Below are 15,608 nucleotides of genomic sequence, written 5' to 3' on the forward strand. Positions count from 1 at the left end.
AGGGTCGGGGCCGGCCCGGTCGTGCGAGGGGGCCGGCAGGCATGGACGAGGGCTCAGGCGGTCTCGGGCTGGAACGCTTCGCCGAGTTGCGTGAGGTGGCGGGCCGTGTCGTGCGCGATGCCGTGCACGATGTCGGCCGCCGGGCGAACGTCGCGAACGAGATCCGACACCTCACCCGCCCAGATCGCGCGCGTGCGGACGTCGTCGTCGCGAATCGCCTGCGCGTAGGCTTCGCGCACGGCAGCGGGGGCGGCCGGCAGTTCGCGCTCGCGCCCGACCCATTGCGCGGAAAAGTCGTTTGCGAGCGCCCGGCCCGAATACTCGGCCGGCCATTCGATCCCGCGCACGAGATCGAACGCGCGCGTGCGCACGGTGTCCTTCTCGGTCGAGTCGATGAGGCGCTGCCGCATTTTCGCGGTCGCGAGCGACTCGTCGGTCGCGACGAAGCGCGTGCCGAGCATGACCGCGTTCGCGCCGAGGGCGAGGGCGGCGGCCGCGCCGCGCCCGTCCGCGATGCCGCCCGCGGCGATCAGCGGATACGCATCGCCGACGGCGTCGCGAACCGCGGGAAGCAGCGGAAAGAGTGCGCGGCGCAGGCTGTGCCCGCCCGCTTCGGCACCCTGCACGATGAGCGCGTCCGCGCCCGCGTCGACGGCGAGCAAGGCCTGGTCGACGTCGTGCACCTGGACAATGGCGAGCGCACCCCGATCCTTGATCGTACCGACGAACAGGCCCGGATTGCCGAACGACAGCGCGACGACGTTCGGGCGAAAGGACAGTGCAAGATCGAGCAGCTGCATGTTCTTCTCGACCGTGAACATCACGAGTCCGACGCCCCAGGGCGCACCGAGGTCCGACATCAGCCCGAGTTCGGCGCGCATCCAGTCCGGATCGCCGTAGCTCGCGCCGACGAGGCCGAGACCGCCGGCGCGGGAGACGGCCCCGGCGAGGCGGCCGCCCGACACGCCGCCCATCGGGGCGAGAACGACCGGATGCCGGATGCCGAACAGTTGGGTGACGGGCGAAGTGATGGTGGTCATGAATTGATCCTCGAATGGGCGAATACAGGGAGTGCGAAGTTCATGCGTAGCCGAATCGGGCGGCGGCGCGGGCCGGCGCGCGCGCCAGACGGGTCAGCTCGCGCTCGCGCCGGCGGCCGGCAGCCACGGCTGGTCGTAGCGATGCACGCGGCGGGCGTCGGCGAGGCTCGCGCCGTCGGTGACGGCGGCGATGATGCGCGACTCGGTCTGCTCGATCGCATGCGCGCGCTTGATCACTTCCTCTGCGTGCTGCCTCGGGATCGCGACGCAGCCGTTGTCGTCGCACACGATCAGGTCGCCTGGATGCACGACCACGCCGCTGACGTCGACGGGCACCTGGGTCGCCTGAAGCTGCGCGCGGTTCTTCGCGGTCTGCATGAAGACCGCCCGGCTGAACAGCGGGTAGTTGAACTGCCTGACGGTGCCGATGTCGCGCGCGGCGCCGTCGATGACGGTCCCGCGGATATTCCGGGCGACCGCGACGTGCGTGAGGATGTCGCCCCATACCGTGCAGTCGGTGCGGCCCGCGTTGCTCGAGACGATCACCGAATCGGCGGGCACGTCGTCGATGTAGTTCGCGGCATTCCTGAACCCGGCGGTGTCGCTCACCGGCTCGTAGCGGACCGTATACGCGAAGCCCGCGCAGCGCGCGCCGGGCACGCGGGCCGCGAGGCCGTGAATGCCGCCGGAGAGGCGCAGGCTGTCGAGCGCATCCGACAGGGACGCAGTGTCGAGCTGGCGGCAGGCGGCCAGGAGATCGTGGTCGTACGCGATGGGTTGAGGTTGGGTCATCTTGAAGAGTCTCGTTGGAGGAGGGCATCGCGGGATCGGGGCGACGCCAGCTCGAGCGTGCAGCGCTCGACGATGGCGTCGGCGACTTCGCGCGTGGTCGACGTGCCGCCCAGGTCGTAGGTGCGGCAATCGGTGCGCGCGACGCTGCACACCGCCGAGCGGATCGCGGTTGCTTCGCTCGCGTAGCCGAAGTGATCGAGCAGCAACGCGATCGTGAGGAACATGGCGCTCGGATTGGCCTTGCCGAGGCCGGCATGCGCGGGCGCGCTGCCGTGCACCGGCTCGAAGTACGCGCCGGATTCGCCGATGTTCGCACTGGGGGCGAGCCCCAGGCCGCCCATGACACCCGCGCCGAGATCCGACAGGATGTCGCCGAACATGTTTTCCGCGACGATCACGCCGAATCGCTCCGGACGCCTGACCATCCACAGCGCGACGGCGTCGACGTTGTCGATGGCGACGGCGATCCCCGGATAGTCGGCGGCGACCGCTTCGATGATGTCCCGCGCGAACGCGCCGCTATGGCGCAGCACATTGGGCTTGTCGGCGAGCGTGACCTTGTCGAAGCCATGCCGTCGTGCGTAGTCGAATGCGAAGCGGAACAGCCGGGTGAGCCCGTTGCGGGTCTGCAGCCGTACGGCCATCGACGCGTCTTCCGCGGCGACGTGCTGCCACGGCGCGCCGGCGCGCTGGTGGCGCGACAGTACCGCCTCGAATTCCGCGGGAATACCGGGGAAATCCAGCCCCGCATACAGGCCCTCGGTGTTCTCGCGAATGACCGCGAACCGGTAGCGGTCGGGGCCCAGCACGTCGACGATCGGCCGGACGTTCGCGAAGAGATTGAGCTTTTGACGCAACTGGATGACGGGCGACACGTACTGCAATCCCGTGCCGCGAAGTTCCGCCGCGAGCTCGCTCTCCGCCTCGCGCATCGGCTTGCTGGTAATGGCGCCGAGCAGCGTCGCGTCGCTCGCGGCGATCTGGTCCCACGTGGCGTCGGGAACCGGATCGCCCCCGGTGCGCCAGCACGTCCAGCCGATATTGCCGAAGGTCAGCTCGGTTGAAATGCCGAGCGCGTCGAGCACCGGCAGTGCGGCGTGCGTGACCTCGACGCCGATGCCGTCGCCCGGCAGCACGCAGATGCGTAGCGGCCGCCCCGGCCCGATGTTGGCGCGCGCGTTCATTCAGAGTGCTCCGACGCGCGTTTCGGCGCGGCGCGCGGGTGCCGCGTGCGGTTGCGCCGTGGCGGCCTCGCTGGTCTTGCGCTCGTCGCGCACGCGGCGCAGCGTGCGGAACCACTCGGCTTCGGAGCCGTCGGCGAGGGTTGCCGCGATCTTCTGCTTCGCGTCGAACGAGATGTTGTATGCGCCGAGCATGATGTCGACGAGCGGTGCGGGCTGGCTGCTTTCGGTGACATGCTGCGCGGCGTACGACGACAGCTCGAGCACCTTGACCAGGTCGTAACGGGTGGGCTGGTCCAGGCGGTCGAGGTACGCGACGATCATGCTCAGGTGCAGGTTGCCGGCGCCCTTGCCCATGCCGCACAGCGACGCGTCGATGTATTCGGCGCCGGCATCGAGTGCGGCGAGCGTATTCGACAACGCGAGCGACAGGTTGTTGTGCGCGTGGAAGCCGAGCGGTACCGCCACGCGGCTCGCGAGCTTGCTGATCAGGCGCTGCGTGTCGGACGGGATCATGTTGCCGTTGGAGTCGGCGTAGACGACGAGATCCGCGCCCGCATCCTCGGCGCGTACCGACATTTCGGTGATGGCGTTCAGCGACATCGTCGTCACGTGCGTGACGTTCGCGCTGACCTTCAGGCCGCGCCGCTTCGCGCTCGCGATCGTGCCGAGACCGTCGTCGAGCTGGTCGGGGCGCAGGCAGACGCGGACCATCGCGACGCCGCGCTCGGTGAGCATGTCCAGGTCGCTGTCGTCGATGTTGCGCGGGTGCACCATCACGCAGAGATTCGTCTTTCCGTCGGCGGCGTGGACGAGCGCGTCGATATAGCTTTCGTCCACGGCGCTGGTGAGCCCGTGTTCGTTCTTGCGTACGAACGACCCTTTCCGGTAACCGATCTCGACGTACGGGATGCCCGCGTGCGCGAGCCGGCGCGTCGTCTCGACGGCGAATTCGGCCGTGAAATTGAAGTTGTTCCGATAGCCGCCATCCCGCAGGGTTACGTCGGTGATGATGATGTCGTTCATTTCTATGCCTCGTTTGAAGAGTTGGGAAAACGAAACGAAATTCAAGCCTTGAACATGGCGCAGCCGCTTTTGTTATCGATCTGTTCTTTTCTGTTGTTGTTGGACGGAATTTAAGCGATGAGGAAATGAGCGTCATCATCCTTGAGGATGATTGGCGGTGGCGGATTTCGGCAGGCCGGAATCGCGGGGCGGTCGCTGCGCGTGCACGTTCGTCGGGCGGCGGCACCATGCCTGAGCCGGCGTGCTCCGAAAACGTCCCCGCTCGCCCGACGATGGTGCGAGGCGGTTCGCGCACTACGATTCTTGAGTGAACGCTGGATGACGCAGCGGCGAATATCCGTTCAATCCACGCCGATGCGCGCCGGTCGTGGACGACTGATCGACAGTATGAGAATCGAATAAGGTTATGACGGGGCGACGTGGGTGTTGGGGGGCGGGGCGGCAGCCGGTGCGATCCCCGCCGTCGTTACTCGGCGGCGGGTGGGCATCGTCGGTTCCTTATGCGGATCGCGGCTCGCGGATCAGGCGCCTCACCGGGGCCAGCCAACACAATTGAACGCGATGTTCGCCAGCCCGTTTCGACGCCAGCGAACGGCAGGGATTGAACGAGCTATGAACTGAAATCACATCAACACCTTCACCTATGCACTAGCTTGGCATCTGTCGACGCGGCACCATTGCTGCATGAACGCGCTCGCGACAGCTTTTCAACAAGGTAGAGAGACGATGGCAAAGGTCGGACTGGTAGGTTGGCGTGGCATGGTCGGTTCCGTGCTGCTGAAACGGATGCGCGACGAGGGCGACTTCGCGAAAATCTCGCCGGCGTATTTCAGCACGTCGGCGGCGGGGCGCACGTATCGCGATCCGCGCGGTGTCGAGCATCGTCTGCTCGATGCGAACTCGATCAAGCAACTCGGCGAGATGGACATCGTCATCACCTGCCAGGGCGGCGACTACACGAAGGCCGTCTATCCGGCGCTTCGCGCATCGGGCTGGAATGGTTTCTGGATCGATGCCGCGTCCGCGAAGCGGATGGACGACGATTCGATCATCGTGCTCGATCCGGTCAACCGCGCGCAGATCGAGGCCGGTATCGCGGCTGGCGTGCGCAACTACATCGGCGGCAATTGCTCGATCACGCTCTCGCTGATCGGTCTGGCGGGACTGTTCCGCTCCGGTCTGGTCGAGTGGATGAGCATGATGACCTACCAGGCGGCGTCGGGCGCCGGCGCACGGCACGTGAAGGAATTGCTCGGTCAGATGTCGGCCGTCGCGAAGAGTGTCGACGGCAGCCTCGCCGATCCGGATACGCCGGTGCTCGACGTGCTGGCGAAGGCGCACGCCGCCGCGCACGCGAGCGACTACCCGACCGAGGCGTTTGGCGTGCCGCTCGCAGGCAGCATCGTTCCGTGGATCGACAGCGACCTCGGCAACGGCGTGAGCCGTGAGGAATGGAAGGGCGAGGTCGAGACAAACAAGATCCTCGGGCTGCCGCCGGGCACGATCCGTGTCGACGGACTCTGCGTGCGCGTTGCCGCGCTGCGAAGCCACTCGGCCGCGATCACGCTGAAGCTGAAGGAGGATTGCGAGCCCGACCAACTCGAAACGCTGATTCGCGATGCGCACGAGTGGGTCGACTTCGTGCCGAACAACAAGCAGGAGACGATCCACCGACTGTCGCCGGCCGCCGTCAGCGGGTCGCTGAAGATCGGCGTGGGCCGACTGCGCCGCCTCAACGTCGGGCCGCACATGTACAGCGTGCTGACCACGGGCGATCAACTGCTGTGGGGAGCGGCCGAACCGCTGCGGCGCGTGCTGAACATCATTCTCGACGCACGGTAGGGCGCATGACCGGGAGCGGCCGTTCCGGCATCGCCGGATTCGGCCGCCTTGGTGTGACGCGGTGTCCGGAATGACAGGGGGAGCGCGATTTCCCGCGTAATGATCCGGCCGCCTGACAGGCACAAGGCAATCCGTTGTTCCGGGAGTGTCCTTGTGTCTGCAGCGACGTGGAGCCGCTTCGCATGACGGTGCAATCGTTGCGGAGTCGCAGTCACGGCAGGCGACAGCGCGAGCGGTATCCCGTTTCCGCGAGCGCGCTGACGCCGGTGACGAAGCGGCCCGTCATTGCCGTCGCAGCCGCGTTTTCATTCGGCTTCGGGAAAGGGCAGCACGGTCCCGTAATTCACGCCGAGTCCGATTCGCGCATAGCCTTCCCGTTCGCACCAGCCGCGGAAGATGACGGTGTCTCCGTCCTCGAGGTAGCCCCGTTGCTCGCCATTGCCGATGTCGACGCGCTGCGTTCCCGCGACCGTCAGCTCCAGCAACGCGCCGGCTTCGCCTGCCGACGGCCCTGAAATGGTGCCGCTTCCCAGCAGGTCGCCACTCTGCAGATTGCACCCGCCGACCGTATGGTGGGCGATCATCTGGCCCAGCGTCCAGTGCTGGTGCCGGAAGCTGGTTCGGGTCAGCGTGCGAGGCGCGATGCCGTTCGCGAACTGGCGCGCGCTGAGGATCGACGCCTCGAGCTGGATGTCGAATGCGCCGCTGTCGGCATTGTCTTGCGCACTCAGGTAACCCAGCGGCTGAGGGCGCCCGGGCGCGCGCGACCAGGTCGTACGGTACGGCAGCAGTGCTTCGAGGGTGACCAGCCACGGCGAAATCGTGGTGGCGAAGTTCTTCGCGAGGAACGGCCCGAGCGGCTGCATCTCCCACGCCTGGATGTCGCGGGCCGACCAGTCGTTGAGCAGGCACAGGCCGAAGATGTGCTGCTGCGCTTGCGCCAGCGGGATCGGCCGGCCTCGCAGGTTGCCGGTGCCGATCACCGCGCCGATCTCGAGTTCGTAGTCCAGCTTGCGACAGGGGCCGTAGACCGGCGTCGGAGACGCTGTGTCGCGAAACTGCCCCATCGGACGATAGACGTGCTGGCCACTGACGCCGATCGACGAGGCCCGGCCGTGGTACGCAATGGGTAGCCAGTCGAAATTCTCGCTGACGGCCATGCCGAGCGGGCGGCTGGCATTCAGCGCATGATCGAGCGAGGTATAGAAATCCGTATAGTCGCCGACGCGCACGGGCACCGCATACTCGGCTTCGTGCTGCGGGACCAGTGTCTTTCGCACGATCGCCTCGGCGCTGCTGCCTGTCTCCAGCAATGCAAACAGTGCGTGGCGCAACGCTTGCCATGCGCTCGGGCCCAGGTCCAGGAGCAGGTTGAGTGTCGGCCCGGATGCGGCGCGTATCGCGTCCGCCGCCAGGCCGTCGAGCCCGATCGATCGCGCCAGTGCGGCGAGGTCGACGATCTGATCGCCGATGCCGATGCCGCCGCGCCAGGGTTGGTCGCTGGCGGCGCGTCGGAAGACGCACAGCGGCAGGTTTTGCAAAGGAAAGTCGGTGTCGGGCGCGTTTGCCTGCTCGAGCCAGCTTGTGCGGGACACGTCGTGAGTGTGATTCAGTTCCATGGAAACCTTCGGGAAAGGCGTGGCGCGGATCAACCCGCGAACGAGGGCGGGTCTTCGAAGATTGCGACGGCCCGGGTCCATCCGGCCGACGCGCCGCGGATCTTGTGCGGGAAGCACGAAATGAAGAAGCCGTGCGGAGGCAGGACTTCCAGGTTGTGCAATTTCTCCAGATGGCAGTAGCCGATGTTGCGGCCTGCCTTGTGCCCTTCCCAGATCAGGGCCGGGTCGTGCGTACCGGCATATTTCCTCGCCGTATGCACGAACGGCGCATCCCAGCTCCATCCGTCCGTTCCCGTGAGGCGCACACCGCGCTCGAGAAGGTACATCGTCGCTTCCAGACCCATCCCGCACCCGGAAGAAACGTAATCGGGCTGCCCGTAACGCTTGCCTGCCCGCGTATTGATCACGACGATCTCGAGCGGCTCGAGCGTGTGGTCGATGCGGCGCAGTTCTGCCTCGACATCGTCGGCCGTGACGACGTAACCGTCGTCGAAACCGGTGAAATCAAGTTTGACTCCTGGCTGGAAACACCATTCCAGCGGCACTTCGTCGATGGTGATCGAGGGCTCCTGCTTGCCGGTCGATCGGTTCATCGTGCTGTGGAAGTGATAAGGCGCGTCGAGATGGGTGCCGTTGTGCGTGCTGAGCTGGATGTATTCGATCGCCCACCCTTCGCTATCGGGCAGGTCGGAAGTCTGCATCCCGGGGAAGAACGCGGTCACGTCCTTCGCCGTTGCCTGGTGGGCCAGATACTGAATCTTCGGGCCATACCCGGGCGGATCGGAAATGACGTCGTTTTCCAGGTAGATCGAGAGATCGACGAAGCGTCGGGTCATGTTCGGTTACCTCGTAATGGTGGGGCGGCAATGGTGCGAATCGGCTCGGTCGGTTGCGCCGCAGGCGATCGGGACGCCGGGAACGAATGCCGCAACCCGTCGATGCGAATCGGCCGGAATGAAAGCAGTGGACGCCGGACACGGGCTCGCGACGCTGCGTTTCATCGTGCAACCGGGGGCGGCGGGGTTCGGTTCCGGCAGTCAATGCTACATACTGACTGTACGATCGTACAGTCTCATTTGGGCAGGGTAAACGAGGATGATCTGTCGCGAACCTGATACTCGACGTTGCGTGTTGCGCCGGGTGTCATGTCGGCCGACTGACCGGCGGGTGAGTGAATCCGCGGGAATGTCCCGGCCCGGTCAATGATTCAGCGACGGATTTTCGGTCGTGAGCCGGCCTGGTTGGCAGCGTGCGGCTGACTGTACGAACGGTCGGGAAAATGCGCGTGGGATAGAATCGGGTTCGTGCTGAACGAGGACATGGTTCATGAGCAAGGCGGTGGCGAACGACGGAAAGGGACCGGGCAGGAAATCGGCAGCGAAGCCGGAGATCGAAAAGCGGGAACGGATTCTCCTGACCGCGGAGCGACTGTTCGCGGCCGACGGCTATCACGGCGTGTCGATGCGGGATATCGCCAAAGAGGCCGACGTCGGACTCCCGTTGATCGTGTACCACTTCGAAACCAAACTGGGCCTGTACAGGTCGATATTCGAATATCGAAGGTCGCTGTTCGACGAGCGGCGGATCCTGCTCGAAAAGATCGCCGATTTCGAAGGCCCCGACGCGCTGCTGAAAATTGCAACGGCTTTCGTGCTGCCTATCGTGAAGAGTTATGCGACGCCGGACGGCAGCAACTATGCGATGCTGGTTGTGCGAGAGGCGTCCGATCCCCAGGAAGAGGCCCGCGGCATCATCGAGGCGTATTACGACCCGGTCGCGCGAGCGTTCATGGCGGCGGTGAAACGGGCGTTGCCCGGCGTGACGGACGAGTACTTGCACTGGAGCTATCACTTCGCTGTCGGCGCGCTCGTCATGAGCGTATTCGACCGACGCATCGAGCGTCTCTCCGGCGGGAAGTTTCGAAACGTCGACGTGACCAGAAAAGCAAAAATGCTCGCGGCATTCATCGCGGACGGGATGCAGGGCGGCGCGCGTCGATTCAAGCGGCGATAGCCTCGGGGGGCTGGATATCGATGTACCCGCCCGGCAGAACCCGGCAGCGTTCGTCGAGTACCGTGATCCATGCACGGCCCGGTTCGAGCCAGGAAATCGAAATGACCGCGTATCGAATCCGCGCCCGCCGCCGTTCATTCGCGGCCATGCGAATGGCGAACGACATGCCGGCCGGCGAGCGGCGCTTGCCCTCCCGCCCAAGGCCAACGACCCGCAGTCTTTTCAAGCCCGACGGATCACGCCCTCGATTCGAGTGCCTGCCATGCACGTCCGACATCCGCGACATGCATGGGAGCGGAAGCGGCTAGCGGCCGAACACCCGCTCGGCCAGCCGGACGTTGTCGTCGCATATTGAATGAACGTCAAGAGTCGTCATTCGCGGCCTCGTTTTGCGAACACGCGTCGTTTCCGGCACGACACTCACCGTGTGCTTCCGGTTGTCCGGTCCCGCAGCGCTCGATATCCCGAAGCACGAAGAGAAGCTCGCCCTGGGCGCGCAGCCTGATCGCGGTGCGCATCCAGGAACGAAGCGAGTGAAGCAGGGCGTCAATCCTGCTCTTCAGGCGTGGGCGACTTTGCACGGAAGTGTCTTCCTGGCGCAGTGGGCGCGTGTGAGCCGATTCACCAAGGCAAGGCGATCTCGAGCGTCTCCCGGTTGTCGCCGAGGAACAGCGACGGAAGGAATCGCGCCAGAAACGTGAACTCGTTATAGCAGTGCATGAGCAATGCGCGGCCGAACTCGTCGGGAAAAATCTCGGCGACTTCTGCCGGACGCTTGCCCAGCATGGGCAGATCCTGTCCCAGGTAGAAGTGGCTGCGCAGGGCGAGGCCCCACGCGGTGTCACGTCCGATATGGAGCAGGCGTCCACCGAGTACCCGTCCGTCCGGCGTTCTCTCGGGAGCGTCGCCCAGCCCGATGCAGCCGCACACCGCCGCGGTCACGCGCCCTTCCTGCCGGGCGCTGTCATACGCCCCCTTTTCAAAGAACTCGGTGGCCGCTCTGAACTGGATCGCGAGCCGCTGCGAGGGCAATCCGGTGAAATATTCCTCGACCAGGTGGATGGAGCCGACATGGGTGTGGGTTTCGCCCTCCGCCCAGGCACTGCTGACATGATCCACCGGGTGCCACCAGCGATAGTGGCGGGTGTCCGGCCTCGAGCGAAACCACCATTCGAACATCTCGCCCGTGCAGTTGTGCAGATCCGTGCGGCAGGCGACGTGCAGGACCCCGTCGTCCAGTCTTTCGTAGCCCGTTTCAAGGCGCAACGGCGCGGGATTCAGCAGCGAGCCAACCTCTTCGAGTTTCATGTTTCTCTCCAGTAGTGTCGGTGCCCCGGCCGATGTGCCGGGCCAGTGTTCGATTCCACACCAACGATGTGCAACATGAGAATGGGGAAAAGCACGGGCGACGGTACGCTTTCCGTCGGCCGCATATGCAGCGTGCGACACGCTCCGTGGGTGCGGGCCGCCGGCGTCAGAACGTCGTCGTCATGCCGAGCCGGCCGATTGCCTGGGAATGGCTGCTCGATCCCGCGTTCGATCCGAACAGCCCGTTGATCCATGCGCCCGTTGCCGGATCGTCGCCGGAGGCATACTGGTAGACCCCCTCCACATACACGGCCGTGCGCTTCGAGAACCAGTACATCAGCGAGCTCGTCAGCTGGTGTGCCTTGTTGTTCTGCAGGATCGCATTGCCTTTCATGTACTCGTAGTTGGCGCCGAGCGTCCACGCGTTCGAGATGAACCAGTTTGCGCCGATCTGGCCGACGTCGATACGCGCCCCCGTCAGCGTATTTTTCGTATACGTATAGAGAACGTTCGCGAGGACGATCCCGCTGAAGTCGTAGTGCATGCCGGCGCCATAATTCCGGATGCCGTCGTGACCGTTGTTCATCTGCGGGTACTTGACCTCGGTGTACGCGGCGCCGACGGCGAACGGACCGTGGGAGTAGTTGACGCCGAAGCTGACCGTATCGGCGGACGAGAAATCCCCGGCGACCTGGCCGAATCCGTACAGTGCGCCGAACGTAAAGCCGGAAAAATCGGGCGATTTGTATTTGACGGAGTTCGCGACGCGCGACGAGCCGGCAACGCGGTCGAAATCGGACGAGCCTGTCGGATTGTTCGGGATCCCCAGTGCGGAAAACGGCCCCTGCCTGAAGTTGTAGAAGCCGCCGTACGACAAGGCGCCGTCGAAACCCGCGTTCCGGTCGTGGAAGCCCCCGAACAACAGCGACTCCCACATGAAATCGTACTGGTTGCCCGCGGTAATGTCGCCGAGAGTCGGGTCGGACAGGCCTACCCAGGCCTGCCGGGAAAACATCGATCCCGCGCCGGGGATCGACGAGCCGTCCGCGAGTTCGAACTGGCTCTCCAGCAAGAATACCGCCTTGGTTCCTCCGCCGAGATCCTCGGTCCCCTTCAGGCCGATCAGGTTCGGTGCCCAGATGCCGGTATCCAGCCGACCGTTGCCATGACCGCCCTGATTGCTCACGTAGGTGACGCCCGCATCCAGAAATCCGAACAGCGCGATCGAGCTTTGTGCATGGGCGCTTGCCGCAACCAATGACAGCGCCGCCAGCGATACGGTAGTTGTCCTCATGTCTCCTCCATTTTTTTTGACGTCTTTCCTGCTGCGGTGATCCGGTCGATGCCGCCTTCAATCGGCAGTGCCGAGATAGAGATGCCGTAACCGGGGATCCTTGCGTATCGAATCGACCGTCCCGGAGAGTGCGAAGCGGCCATGCTCCATCACGTGGACGTAGTCGGCCAGATCGAGCGCGCGTTCCACGTCCTGTTCGACGATCAACATCGTCATGCCCGACGCTTTCAGTTCGCGCAGGGCGAGATACAGGCGATCCATCATGACGGGGGCGAGGCCGAGACTGATCTCGTCGAACACGATGAGGCGGGGGCGCGCCATCAGCGCGCGGCCGATGGCGAGCATCTGCTGCTGTCCGCCCGACATGGACGTGCCCGCGTTCTTACGCCTCTCGCGCAAGTCCGTGAACATGTCGTACACGTGTTCCAGCCGCTCGCGGATTTCCTTCGGGGGCGCGCGCCGGGCGGCCAGCACGAGGTTCTCTTCCACCGTCAGCGAACTGAATATCCGTCTGCCTTCCATGCACTGGGCGAAGCCCATGGCCGCAATGCGATGAGGCGCCGGATCGAGCAGGCGTTTGCCGTCGATCCTCATTTCGCCCGCGGTCGGGTGTACCGTGCCGGCCAGGACGTTCGCAAGCGTCGTTTTTCCCGCGCCGTTCGTACCCAGGATGGCGATCACGTCACCCGTGCCCACGGTGAGGTCGATCCCGTTCAGGACGCGCGCCTGACTGTATCCGGCATGGATTCCGTGAAGTTCCAGCAGCGGCGGCGACGCCGGCTTCTCATGCGCGACCCCGTCCGCCGTGTTTCCGGCGCCGGCCAGAACCGCCGTTTCCGGCGCGGCCCGGCTGTCGGGCCGATCGTTACCGTGTGCGGTGCCGAGATACACGGCGGCGACTTCGTCGCTGGAAAGAACCGCGTTGGTCGGCCCCTCGGCAAACTTTCGCCCGAAGTTCAGGACGATCAGCCGCTGGCAGCATTCGCGCACGACACGCAGCACGTGTTCGATGATGATGATGCCCGCGACCTCGCCCTTGAGCGAATGAACGAGGTCGATGAGCTCGGTAATTTCGCTGTCGACGAGCCCCGCACCGACTTCGTCCAGCAACAGGATTCGAGGTTCGAGCGCGAGCGCCCTCGCAACCTCCAGGCGTTTCCTGCGCAGTAGCGGCAACTGTCTGGCCGGCAGGTTCGCGGAATCCAGCAAGCCGGTACGCTCGAGAATCCGGTCGCACGCATCGATCGCGTCGCGCTTCGACGTGAACGGATGAAGGCTGTACCGTGCGGCGAGCAGGTTTTCGCGTACCGTCATGTTCAGGAACGGCCGGGGTATCTGGTAGGTGCGACCGATCCCGGACCGTGCGCGCGCGGCCGCCCCCAGCCGGGTGATGTCCTCGCCCCGGAAGTAGACGTTCCCGCTGTCGGCCTTGACGGCGCCGCCGAGCAATCCGATCAGCGTCGATTTGCCCGCGCCGTTGGGCCCGACGATGCCCAGTATTTCGCCGTCCGCGACGGAGAGCGACACGGTGTCGGTCGCCACGAGGCCGCCGTACCGTTTGACCAGATCGGTGGCGAACAGCAGCGGAAGGGAATGTTCGGTGTTCACGGCTGCTCCTTTCGACCGAGCGTGCTTTCAATCAATCCGGCGATGCCTTGCGGCGCGAAACGGATGACCGCCATCAGGATGACGCCGGTCACGGCCAGGTGAAGGGCGGGCCAGTCGGCGAGGGCCTCGCCGAGCGCAACGACGAAAATGGTGCCGAGCACGGGGCCGGCGCGCAGCCCCTGTCCGCCGATGATCACGATGGATAGCGCGCTGATGGTCCACTGGAGGCCGAACGTTCCATAGGGCTCCACCGTGCCGAGCTTCAGGGCCTGGAGTGCGCCCGCGATACTGGTCAGGGCGCTTGCCAGCACGAAGGTGGCGAGCTTGACCCGGAAGGTGCGCACGCCGAGTTGCGACGCCGAATCCTCGTCGTCGCGTACCGCGCGAAGCAGGACGGAGAACCGCGAGCGCGTGACGGCGCTCATGACGACCATGGTGACCGTCACCAGGGCGATCGCCATGAGGAACAGCGTGCGCAAGCCGGGCGGATCCTGGGAGAGCACGATGCCGGATGCGCCGCCGAACCCGCCGTAGTTGACCATGAACAGCCGCAGGGCCTCGGCGAGCGCGAGTGTGCCGACCGTGAAATACAGACCGCGAAGCCTGAAGACGCCTTTCGAGACGACGAGGCAAAGCCCCGCGCCGGCAAGCCCGGAAAGCGGGATTGCGGCCCAGGGTGGTACGCCCAGCACGTTGACGAGACCCGTCATCGAATAGGCGCCTGCGCCGAAGAAAGCAGCGGTGCCGAGGGAGACCATTCCGCCGTAGCCCGCCATCAGGTTCCATGCCTCGGCAACCGTCAGCAGCAGCAGGAGCCGGAAGCCGACTTCAAGTGCGTAGTCGCCCATCTGCGGGACGACGATCCCGGCGAGCAGAAGAAGGGCGCCGGTGACGATCGCAGGCGTCAGGACGCTCGCTGAAGAACGGGCGACGGCGATTCGGACCTGCTCCCTCGCCACCCGCGTAAGTGGATTGTTCGTGAGATGGGGCATTAGCGTACTCCGGACACCATGCCCTGAGGGCGCAGTGCGAGGGCGAAGAGGAAGATGACGAGGCCGACCAGATCGCGATATCCGTCGCCGAGAACGAGTGCGCCGATACTCTGGAGCACGCCGAGCGTGATGCCCGCCGCGAGCGTTCCGGAGATGTTCCCGATGCCGCCCATGACGACGACCGCGAAGCACATCAGCAGGTAGGTCGAGCCGGTGGCGGGCGTGAACGAAAACGCGGTTGCGATCAGCACGCCGCCCATCGCCGCGCAAGCCGCGCCCAGTGCGAAAGTGAGCGCATGGACCTTGGCGACGTCGACGCCCATGACCGCGGCGGCGGCCGGATCGACTGCCGCGGCGCGCAATGCGCGGCCGAATCCGGTGCGCGTGACCAGCCCGTGTACGCCCAGCGTCAGCGCCACGGATACGGCAAACCCGATGACGTAGATCTCCGCGACCGTGACCGGGCCGGCCGTGAGCGGGCGCGCGGCGTAGCTCGTGTTGATCGCCCGGGTGTCCGCGCTGAAGCACAGCAGGTACACGTTCTGGAGGATGATCGAAACGCCGAACATCGTCATCATCGGCGCTTCGGTGCCTTTGTTTGCCAGTGGCCGGATGAGGATTCCGTGAAACGGAAGCGCGATCGCCCCCGTCACGACGGCGACGAGCGGCAGACAGAGGAGCGGGTCGAGGCCGGTGTATTGGGCCAGGAAGAAGCCGAGGTAGGCGCCGCCCACCAGCAGTTCCCCGTGGGCCAGATTGACCAGGCGCATGACGCCGAGCGCGATGGACAGGCCCAGCGCCGTCAGGGCCAGCATGCCTCCGAGCAGCAGGCCGGATACCAGACCGCTCAGGACTACAGAGAGATCAGGGAGCGAGTATTCGAGCATGATCGT

General features: G+C 65.3%; 14 protein-coding genes. 2 read left to right on the top strand and 12 right to left on the bottom strand.

What is annotated here, in order from left to right; genetic code table 11:
* Window positions 1-53: 53 nt before the first annotated feature.
* The 4 genes from GQ56_RS0121560 to GQ56_RS0121575 form a co-directional block, all read right to left on the bottom strand.
* Complete coding sequence (locus tag GQ56_RS0121560) at window positions 54-1,040, bottom strand: NAD(P)H-dependent flavin oxidoreductase (protein ID WP_031400604.1); 987 nt, start codon at window positions 1,038-1,040, stop codon at window positions 54-56.
* 93 nt (window positions 1,041-1,133) lie between these two features.
* Window positions 1,134-1,832: an RraA family protein gene (locus tag GQ56_RS0121565; RefSeq protein WP_031400605.1), complete on the bottom strand. Its 699-nt coding sequence runs from the start codon at window positions 1,830-1,832 to the stop codon at window positions 1,134-1,136.
* Window positions 1,829-3,016 carry an isocitrate/isopropylmalate dehydrogenase family protein gene (locus GQ56_RS0121570; protein WP_052007290.1) on the bottom strand — a complete coding sequence of 396 codons (1,188 nt, stop codon included), beginning with the start codon at window positions 3,014-3,016 and terminating at the stop codon, window positions 1,829-1,831. Before GQ56_RS0121570 ends, GQ56_RS0121565 begins: the two co-directional genes overlap by 4 nt.
* A complete protein-coding gene (locus GQ56_RS0121575) occupies window positions 3,017-4,039 on the bottom strand; it encodes an aldolase catalytic domain-containing protein (RefSeq protein WP_034199162.1) in 1,023 nt (340 codons plus the stop codon). It abuts the gene before it with no gap.
* Window positions 4,040-4,765: 726 nt separating this feature from the next.
* On the opposite strand from GQ56_RS0121575, the gene asd reads away from it, so the two are divergent.
* Window positions 4,766-5,881, top strand: coding sequence for an aspartate-semialdehyde dehydrogenase (gene asd / locus GQ56_RS0121580; protein WP_031400608.1), 1,116 nt, complete (start codon window positions 4,766-4,768; stop codon window positions 5,879-5,881).
* Between the two features lie 305 nt (window positions 5,882-6,186).
* On the opposite strand, the gene fahA is transcribed toward asd, so the two are convergent.
* Window positions 6,187-7,500 carry a fumarylacetoacetase gene (gene fahA / locus GQ56_RS0121585; protein WP_031400609.1) on the bottom strand — a complete coding sequence of 438 codons (1,314 nt, stop codon included), beginning with the start codon at window positions 7,498-7,500 and terminating at the stop codon, window positions 6,187-6,189.
* Window positions 7,501-7,529: 29 nt separating this feature from the next.
* On the bottom strand, window positions 7,530-8,336 hold the full coding sequence (locus GQ56_RS0121590; protein WP_031400610.1) for a cyclase family protein: 807 nt from the start codon (window positions 8,334-8,336) through the stop codon (window positions 7,530-7,532).
* Window positions 8,337-8,826: 490 nt separating this feature from the next.
* Between GQ56_RS0121590 and GQ56_RS0121595 the strand changes: the two genes are divergently transcribed.
* On the top strand, window positions 8,827-9,513 hold the full coding sequence (locus tag GQ56_RS0121595; RefSeq protein ID WP_052001448.1) for a TetR/AcrR family transcriptional regulator: 687 nt from the start codon (window positions 8,827-8,829) through the stop codon (window positions 9,511-9,513).
* On the opposite strand, the gene GQ56_RS0121600 is transcribed toward GQ56_RS0121595, so the two are convergent.
* From GQ56_RS0121600 to GQ56_RS0121625, 6 genes are all read right to left on the bottom strand, one after another.
* Window positions 9,500-9,790: a hypothetical protein gene (locus GQ56_RS0121600; RefSeq protein WP_152601813.1), complete on the bottom strand. Its 291-nt coding sequence runs from the start codon at window positions 9,788-9,790 to the stop codon at window positions 9,500-9,502. The two genes, GQ56_RS0121595 and GQ56_RS0121600, sit on opposite strands and share 14 nt — an antisense overlap.
* A gap of 344 nt (window positions 9,791-10,134) precedes the next feature.
* On the bottom strand, window positions 10,135-10,821 hold the full coding sequence (locus GQ56_RS0121605) for a DAPG hydrolase family protein (RefSeq protein WP_031400613.1): 687 nt from the start codon (window positions 10,819-10,821) through the stop codon (window positions 10,135-10,137).
* A 166-nt stretch (window positions 10,822-10,987) separates the two neighbouring features.
* Entirely contained in the window at window positions 10,988-12,115 is a 1,128-nt protein-coding gene (locus GQ56_RS0121610) for a porin (protein ID WP_031400614.1), read from the bottom strand.
* Between the two features lie 57 nt (window positions 12,116-12,172).
* Window positions 12,173-13,723 (bottom strand): ATP-binding cassette domain-containing protein, encoded by a 1,551-nt coding sequence (locus GQ56_RS0121615; protein WP_031400615.1) that lies wholly within the window; start codon window positions 13,721-13,723, stop codon window positions 12,173-12,175.
* Window positions 13,720-14,715: a branched-chain amino acid ABC transporter permease gene (locus tag GQ56_RS0121620; protein ID WP_081894944.1), complete on the bottom strand. Its 996-nt coding sequence runs from the start codon at window positions 14,713-14,715 to the stop codon at window positions 13,720-13,722. The genes GQ56_RS0121615 and GQ56_RS0121620 overlap by 4 nt, the downstream gene beginning before the upstream one ends.
* A complete protein-coding gene (locus tag GQ56_RS0121625; protein WP_063962861.1) occupies window positions 14,715-15,602 on the bottom strand; it encodes a branched-chain amino acid ABC transporter permease in 888 nt (295 codons plus the stop codon). Before GQ56_RS0121625 ends, GQ56_RS0121620 begins: the two co-directional genes overlap by 1 nt.
* Window positions 15,603-15,608 lie beyond the last annotated feature (6 nt).

This window comes from Burkholderia paludis (assembly GCF_000732615.1).
Classification (GTDB): domain Bacteria; phylum Pseudomonadota; class Gammaproteobacteria; order Burkholderiales; family Burkholderiaceae; genus Burkholderia; species Burkholderia paludis.